General features: G+C 31.3%; 6 protein-coding genes and 1 tRNA gene. 6 read left to right on the plus strand and 1 reads right to left on the minus strand.

What is annotated here, in order from left to right; translation table 11 throughout:
* Positions 1-4: 4 nt before the first annotated feature.
* The gene (hisS, locus tag ACP5FO_RS02935) at positions 5-1,216 is read left to right on the plus strand and encodes a histidine--tRNA ligase (RefSeq protein WP_428156995.1); all 1,212 of its coding nucleotides are present in this window, start codon (positions 5-7) and stop codon (positions 1,214-1,216) included.
* Positions 1,206-2,975 carry an aspartate--tRNA ligase gene (gene aspS, locus ACP5FO_RS02940; RefSeq protein WP_428156996.1) on the plus strand — a complete coding sequence of 590 codons (1,770 nt, stop codon included), beginning with the start codon at positions 1,206-1,208 and terminating at the stop codon, positions 2,973-2,975. The genes hisS and aspS overlap by 11 nt, the downstream gene beginning before the upstream one ends.
* A 5-nt stretch (positions 2,976-2,980) precedes the next feature.
* On the opposite strand, the gene ACP5FO_RS02945 is transcribed toward aspS, so the two are convergent.
* Positions 2,981-3,055 (minus strand) — tRNA-Val (locus tag ACP5FO_RS02945).
* A 45-nt stretch (positions 3,056-3,100) separates the two neighbouring features.
* On the opposite strand from ACP5FO_RS02945, the gene ACP5FO_RS02950 reads away from it, so the two are divergent.
* From ACP5FO_RS02950 to hemG, 4 genes are read left to right on the plus strand one after another with little or no spacing between them, the layout of a single operon-like run.
* Positions 3,101-5,377: a DNA polymerase gene (locus ACP5FO_RS02950; protein WP_428156997.1), complete on the plus strand. Its 2,277-nt coding sequence runs from the start codon at positions 3,101-3,103 to the stop codon at positions 5,375-5,377.
* Positions 5,378-5,380: 3 nt separating this feature from the next.
* On the plus strand, positions 5,381-6,352 hold the full coding sequence (hemE, locus tag ACP5FO_RS02955; RefSeq protein WP_428106294.1) for a uroporphyrinogen decarboxylase: 972 nt from the start codon (positions 5,381-5,383) through the stop codon (positions 6,350-6,352).
* Positions 6,333-7,169: a ferrochelatase gene (locus tag ACP5FO_RS02960; protein WP_428106297.1), complete on the plus strand. Its 837-nt coding sequence runs from the start codon at positions 6,333-6,335 to the stop codon at positions 7,167-7,169. Before hemE ends, ACP5FO_RS02960 begins: the two co-directional genes overlap by 20 nt.
* A complete protein-coding gene (hemG, locus tag ACP5FO_RS02965; protein WP_428156998.1) occupies positions 7,166-8,500 on the plus strand; it encodes a protoporphyrinogen oxidase in 1,335 nt (444 codons plus the stop codon). The genes ACP5FO_RS02960 and hemG overlap by 4 nt, the downstream gene beginning before the upstream one ends.
* The last annotated feature ends 154 nt before the right edge of the window (positions 8,501-8,654 follow it).

Raw genomic sequence — 8,654 nt, forward strand, 5'->3', positions numbered from 1 at the left:
ACACTTGAAAGGATTTAGGGATATACTGCCTGAAAATATAGAAAAATGGCAATTGCTAGAAGAAACTGCCAAAAGTATATTTAAATCTTTTGGATACAAAGAAATTAGAACGCCAATATTAGAAAAAACTTTAACTTTCGAAAGAGGTGTTGGTGATGCTACAGACATTGTTGAAAAAGAAATGTATACATTTTTAGATAAATCGGGTGAATCAGTTACACTTAGACCAGAAGGTACGGCGGGCATTGCAAGGGCCTTTATTGAAAATAAACTTGAAACATCTGTTTTTAATAAACTTTATTATATAGGACCAATGTTTCGCTATGAAAGACCCCAAAAAGGGCGCTTTAGACAATTTCATCAAATCGGTGCAGAATGTTTTGGTATAAAAAATCCCGCCATAGACGCAGAAATTATTTTTATTAATAAATTATTGTTTGAAAGGTTAAACATCAAAGCAAACTTAGAGATAAACAATATAGGATGCCCTGTCTGTAGACCAGCCTATACCAAAGTTTTAATTGATTATTTTGAAAATTATAAAGATTCTCTGTGTACTGATTGTCAAAAAAGGTTATATAAAAACCCATTAAGAATTCTTGATTGCAAAAATGAAAAGTGTAAAATTGTAGTCAAAGGGGCACCTAAATTGAAAGATTATGTATGCAAAAATTGTCAAGAACACTACAATAGTACAAAAGAATATCTAAAAGCTTTAAATATAGAATACATAGAAAATGATATGCTTGTTAGAGGTCTTGACTATTATACGAGTTTTGTATTCGAATTTACAAACACAATTACCCTTTCTGCAGGCGGTAGATATGATAATTTAATATCTGACTTAGGAGGCGGTAATATTTGTGGTGTTGGATTTGCACTTGGGGAGGAACGCCTTATAGACATGATGGATACAAAAGTCCAAAATAATATTGATATATACATTGCAAATTTGAGCGTAACATTTTACGCATTACAGATACTGCAAATTTTAAAAAACTTCCCATACAGTGTATATTGTGAGTATAGCAGTAAAAGTTTAAAAAGTATGTTAAAAAAAGCTGATAAGTTAAATACCAGTGTTTCAATAATCATAGGAGAAAACGAGCAAAAAAGCAACACATGTATAGTAAGAAATATGAAAAGTTCAAATCAGCAAACAATTGGAGTAGAACAACTAGAAAATATTTTAAAAGGAGTTTTTTATGTCACTTAATAGAACTGTTTATTGTGGGAATGTAGATGAAAAATTATTAAGCAAAGAAATTAATCTCTACGGGTGGGTTCAAAATTGGCGTGACCACGGCGGTGTAGTTTTTATCGACTTGAAAGATAGAGAAGGTATAGTACAAATTGTTTTTGATCCTAAAGAAAATATAGAATTACACGAAAAAGCGCATGCATTAAGAAGTCAGTATTGTATCAAAATAAATGGCATAGTAAGACTTAGGCCAGAAGGTACACAAAATCAAAACCTTAAAACAGGCAAGGTAGAAGTCTTAGCTAAAAATTTAAACATTTTGTCAATAAGTGAAGTGCCGCCCCTACCCGTCGAAGAGTATGTAAACACAAGCGAGGAAACACGTCTTAAATACCGTTATCTTGACTTAAGAAAACCTACGATGCAGAACAATCTAATTACACGGTATAAAGCGGCATTTGCTGCTAGAAAGTATTTGGACTCTCAAGGTTTTATTGATATAGAAACACCTATGCTAACAAAAAGCACTCCTGAAGGCGCAAGAGATTTTCTTGTCCCAAGTAGACTGGATCCTGGTAAATTTTATGCACTTCCACAATCTCCACAACTTTTTAAACAGCTGCTTATGGTTTCAGGTTTTGATAGATATTACCAGATTACAAAATGCTTCAGAGACGAAGACCTAAGAGCAGACAGACAGCCTGAGTTTACACAAATTGATCTTGAGATGAGTTTTGTTGATGAAGAAGATGTTATGCAAATAACTGAAGGAATTATTTATTCAATATTTAAAGAAACTTTAGGCCTTGAGCTTAAAATACCATTTAAGCGTATCTCATACGATGAAGCTATGAGTCGCTACGGTTCTGATAAACCAGACTTAAGGTATTCTCTTGAGCTTAAAGACATTACAGATATTGCACGCGTTTGTGATTTTCAAGTATTTAGCGCAGCTGCCCAAAAAGGCATAGTATGTGCTATTAATGCCAAAGGTTGCGAGTGGTTTTCAAGAAAAGAAATTGATGAATTGACAAAGCTTGCAAGCGTGTTTAAAGCAAAAGGCCTTGCATGGATAAAAATAAGAGAAAATGAACTTCAATCACCTATTGTAAAATTTTTCAAAAAAGAACACATGGATGAGATAATAAAAAGATTAGAAGCAAAACCTGGAGATATTTTATTTTTTGTTGCTGATAAAAAAGAAATTGTCTATAGCGCACTTGGCGCTTTAAGGGTTGAGCTTGCAAAAAGGCTTAACTTAGCAGACAAAGATGAGTTCAATTTCACATGGGTTGTTGATTTTCCATTGTTTGAATACAACGAAGAAGAAAAAAGATGGGATGCCATGCATCACCCTTTTACTTCACCTAAAATTGAAGATATAGAATTTTTAGAAGAACACCCAGAACGCGTTAAAGCAAGAGCTTATGATATTACATTAAATGGGACAGAAATTGGCGGAGGAAGCATAAGGATTCACAGAAGTGATCTCCAAGAAAAGATGTTTAAAGTACTAAACATACCACCAGATTTAGCGAAACTTAAATTTGGCTTTTTAATTGATGCGCTAAAATATGGAGCACCACCACACGGCGGACTTGCTATTGGGTTTGATAGGCTCGTAACGTTAATCTTAAAAGAAGAATCTATCAGAGAAGTTATTGCTTTTCCTAAAACACAAAAAGGTGTTTGTCCTCTAACAATAGCACCAAACGAAGTAGATCAGAAACAACTTGACGAGTTATTTTTGAGGATTGCTTTGAAGAAAAATTAAAAGAATGGTGGGCGATACAGGTATCGAACCTGTGACCTCTTGCGTGTGAAGCAAGCGCTCTTCCACTGAGCTAATCGCCCATTAGATTTTATTATGTTAGAATTTGTTTTATTTGTCAAATATTTATGAAAGATAAGATATTCTTAGTAGATGGTAGTTCATTTTTATACAGATTCTTTTATGCGATAAAAAATTTGTCAAATAACGGTTTTCCTACAAGTGTAATATTTGGATTTTCAAGATTACTTTTATCGCTCAAAGAAACTATATATATTTTAATTTGCTTTGATTCAAAAGAAAAAACATTTAGAAAAGAACTTTTTGACGATTACAAAAAACAACGTCCGCCAATGCCAGATGATTTAGTCTTACAAATTGAACCTACAAAAGAAATAATCAGTGCATTCGGTGTAAAGCACTTACAAGTCGCAGGTTATGAAGCCGATGATATAATTGCTACATTGACTGAAAAATTTAAAAAAGACTACCAAATTGTAATTGTAACACAAGACAAAGACTTGTTCCAACTAATAAATAATAATGTAACTCTTTATGATCCATTAAAAAATGAAACTTACAATCACCAGAAAACAATAGAGAAATTTGAGATTGCACCAGATCAGATAAGTGACTTTTTGGCTTTGGCTGGAGACGCTTCGGATGGTATACCAGGTATGCCTGCCATAGGTCAAAAAACTGCAATTAAATTATTAAAAGAATATAACAATATTGAAAATATTATACAAAACAAAAACAAATTACCACAAAAAATTAAAAATAATTTAGATGAAAAGAAGTTGAGATTATACAAGTCTTTGACAACATTGGACAAAAATATAAATCTTGATTTTTCGATTGAATCAATCAAAAAAAACGATTCAAATATTGAAAAACTCAAAAAACTATTTGAAAAATACAACTTTAAAAGTCTAATGGGGAAATTGGAATTAAAACAAAATAACTCAAAAAGCGATAAACAAACTCTTTTGTTCGAAAATTCAAAATCAAATATTGAAACACAAGATAGTGCTCTTATTAAGCTTGCCGCATATTTAATACAACCAGAAAGTGCTGGAAATATCGAAAAATGTGCTTTGTTTATTGATAAAAATTTATATAGTAAAGTTGTCGATCTAGAAGAAAATGAGAAAATTTCTTTTATTAAACCTATTTTTTTAGATCTAATAAAAAAACTCAATTTAGAATTTTTGCTGTTTGAAGTAGAATTGCCACTTTCAAAAATTTTAAAGAAAATGGAAAAAGAAGGCATAGGCATAAGTATTGAAAAATTAAAGCACTATAAAGTACAAATACATGATTTAATACAAGAAAAACGCACTGAAATAGAAAATCTTATAGGTCCATGCAATATAAATTCACCAAAGGATTTACAAGTGGCACTTTATGAAAAATTGTCTCTAAAGCCAACAAAAAAAACTAAAACTGGCTTCTCAACAGACTCTGACACATTAGAACGCTTAAACCATCCTGTTGCAAAACTCATTATTGACTATAGAATACTAACAAAACTTCTATCTACTTATATAGAACCATTAATAAATAATGCAGATAAAAATAATCGCATACATACTTCATTTAATCAGACTTTAACTTTGACGGGCCGACTTTCTTCTTCAAACCCAAATATGCAAAATTTACCCATTGATAATCCATTCTTTAACATCAGAGAAACAATAATTGCAAAAGATGCACATAATTTGATATGTGCAGATTACTCACAAATTGAGCTTAGAGTCTTAGCTGAATTATCAAAAGATAAAATTCTTATGAGTATATTTAAAGAAGATCTAGATGTTCATACTCAAACTGCAGCTGAAATATTCAATATTTTGCCAGAAATGATAGATTCACACACAAGAAGGGTTGCAAAAACCATAAACTTTGGTATTATCTACGGAATGGGCGCTCAAAGTTTAGCTAAAACCCTTTCAATATCACCCCAAAAAGCAAGTGAGTATATCCAGCGCTATTTTGAAAGATTCTCAAAAGCAAAAGAGTTTCTAGAAGAGACGTTAAAAGAGGCGCAAGATATTGGTTATACTCAAACATATTTTAACAGGAGACGCTATTTTAAAAATATAAATAGCCCAAACAAAAAATTAGCTGAATTTGAAAAACGGGCTGCAGTAAATGCAAAAATTCAAGGCACAGCCGCTGATATTATAAAAATTGCCATGGTTAAATTAGATAAAGCGCTTGAAAATTTAGACGCTAAGATTGTTTTACAAATTCACGATGAGCTAATAATTGAATGCAAAGATAGTCAAATTGAAAGAGTAAAACAAATCGTAAAAGAATCTATGGAAAAAGCTGTTAAATTTGAAGTGCCACTAAAAGTAAATATAGGTATTGGCAAAAACTGGCACGAAGCAAAGGCATAAAACATGGTTTTTTTAGATAGATTAAATGGCATAAAAGGTCAATACACACCTGTTTGGCTAATGAGACAAGCAGGTAGAGCGCTAAAAGAATATCGAGATTTAAGAAGGTATTACTCTTTTTTACAAATGTGTACAACACCTGAGCTTATAGCAAAAACCACACTGCTTCCTGTTGAGACACTAAATGTTGATGCTGCAATATTGTTTTCTGATATCCTGATTCCACTTTTGGCTTTGAATGCTAAAATTTTTTATCATGAAGGTACATCGCCTGTTGTTGATATTGATATAAATAAATTATCCTATAAAGGCTTGTCAAATAAATTAAACTTTGTATTTGAAGGCATAAAACTAATAAAAACGTTAACAAAAAAACCACTAATAGGTTTTGCGGCCGCTCCTTTTACATTATATTGCTATCTTTTTAACGATGCAAAATTTTATTCGCCTAAAGCTTTTGCATATCAAGAAACAGAAAAATTTAAAAGTATCATGGAAACTCTAACAAACCTCACAATTGATTATTTAAAAGCTCAGCTTCAAAGCGGTTGTGATTGCTTTCAGTTATTTGATAGTTGGGCGGGTATTTTGGCACCAAAAATTTATAAAGAATATGTCTTTGAGTATAATTTAAAAATACTAAAAACGCTTCAAAAACCTTCTATATACTTTGCTCATTCTGCAAATCACTTGGTTGATTATATTTTGGAGTTGCCTGCAAATGCATACAGTTTTGACTGGAAAGTAGACATTAACCAAATTTCACAAAAAACAGACAAGTGCCTTCAGGGGAACCTTGATAATACAATATTGCTTACAGATAAAAATACAATAAAAAAACATACCATAGACTTGCTCAATAACATGAAAGACAAACTGTATATTTTTAATTTAGGCCACGGAGTACTTCCCCAAACACCACAAGATAACTTAAAATTTTTGGTGGATACCATACATGAGTATAACAATTGCTAATTTAGGCTATATTTCAAAAAAAACTGAATGTTTTAGTTTTCTTTACAACATGTTTAATGATCCGTACATATCAAATATTCAAAACACTTCAATACGAAAAATGTTTGCAATTTTTATGTTAAATAGAGCGTTTTCTAGTTGCAAAATATTAAAATTTGCACCCTCGCCTCTTTTTGAGATAACAAAATCCCAGGCAAATAAACTTCAAAAAATCCTAAATGTAAAAGTAAACTATTGTTTTTCTTACTCAACACCATACTGCAAAGATAAAAGCACAATTTTACTTCCACTCTATACAATCTATTCGAAAACGCTCTACGGCATTCTATTTGAAATCAAACCAAAAAAAATCCTTCCTCCTTTGTGTAGTTTTGCTCAATTTACAGATTTCTATATCCAAAAGCTTAAAGATACATTAAATGAAATCCAACCTGATGCGGTAATTTTTTCTAACCACAGTTTACCTTTAAAACTTGCTAAAAAAGACTCTTACGAAAAAGACACATACATCTTTTGTAATCTTTTGGCAAAAAACCTCAATTTCAAAGAATATTATGTATCTTTTCAATCAAAGCTAGGACCCATTAAATGGCTTGAGCCTACAACGACTGACACACTTAAAAACCTTAAAAACAAAACTGTTCTTATTGTACCAGTAAGTTTTGTTACAGACAACACGGAAACAATTTATGAGATAGATTATACGTATGCTCAATTTGCAAAAAAAATGAATATTAATTTATTCAGGTTTAAATCTTTTAATGACGATGACGACTTTATAGAAGTTTTATCAAGTATAGTATCGAGGTATATATGAAAGCAATTGTAATTGGTGCTGGCATTTCTGGGCTTTCGTGCGCTTATTTACTTAAAAAAGAGGGTTTTGACGTAACCGTCCTTGAAAAAGAAACACAAAACGGCGGTAAAATTCAGACAATTCAAGAAAATGGTCTTTTAATAGAAGCAGGTCCAAACGGCTTTTTATACAATGAAACTACAATTAAATTTATTGAACAAACAGGCTTTTTAAAAAATCTCATAAAAGCCAAACAATCATCAAACAAAAAATTTATATATGATGGCAGGCTATACGAAATACCAACAAAACAACAAAAATTATTGATAGATAACTTTTTAAGCACAAAATCAAAACTTGCTTTGCTTAAAGAACCATTTGTAAAGCCAAACCCAGAAGATGAAACTGTGGCAGAATTTGTAACAAGGCGCCTTGGCAAAGAATTTTTAGATAAATTGATTGGTCCAATGTCTCTTGGGATATACGCAGCAGACCCTTATAGTATGAGCATAACTTCGAATTTTAAGCGTATAAAAGAAATTGAATTGAAATACGGCTCACTTATCAAAGGTTTGGTAAGTTTGATGAAGCAAAAAAAAGCAAATACCTCTTCAGCAAGTGGTCAATTTGCAAAAGAGCTTTATTCTTTTAAAGAAGGTATGCAATCTTTTACTGATCATATAGCTAAATCTGTTAATGTTTTAAATAAACAAAATGTTGTTTCTATAGAAAAAGCCTCAAAGTATGTCGTGTATACAAATATTGACAGGTTTGAAGCAGATATTGTCGTATTTACTGCACCATCATTTGAGGTAGCAAAAATTATACAAAATCTTGATAATAAGCTATCAAAATCTCTTGTAAACATCCCTTATTCGCCAATTGTACTTGTTGCTTTAGCTTTTAGTAAAAAATTTGCAAACAAAGTAGTTGATTCTTATGGATATTTATTTGATTTAAACAAGATTAACAAAACCATTGGTGTACTCTTTGATTCAAGCATTTTTGAAAACAGAAGCTCAGAAGATAAGTTTTTAGTAAGAATGTTTTTAGGCGGTGCGCTGAGGCCTTCTGTTGTACAAAAAAGTAATTTTGAGATTTTACAAATTGCCTTAGCCGAACTGCAACGCAGTGCAAAAATTTTCGCTCCTTTTGAATATTACAAAATAATAAAATACACATCTGCAATACCTCAATACTTATTAAATCACAAAGAAATCATAAAGCAAATACAAGAGTTTGAATCCAGAAATGCTGGTTTATATTTTCTTGGCAATGCTTTTTATGGTGTTGGGTTCAATGATTGTATAAGCAATTCTTATAATTTAATTAAAACTATAAAGTCGATTTAATTAGAAAAATCATTGCATTAAAATAACAAGATTGTATAATATATGTAACAAATTACAATTGGAGGTTTTAGTATGAAGCGTTTGTTAGTTTTGTTTGCTTTAATTGGTTTCCTTGGGTCTGTACCCATAAAGTATGCTTACAGCCTTACGCCTC

It is taken from the genome of Desulfurella sp., assembly GCF_049977265.1.
GTDB lineage: Bacteria > Campylobacterota_A > Desulfurellia > Desulfurellales > Desulfurellaceae > Desulfurella.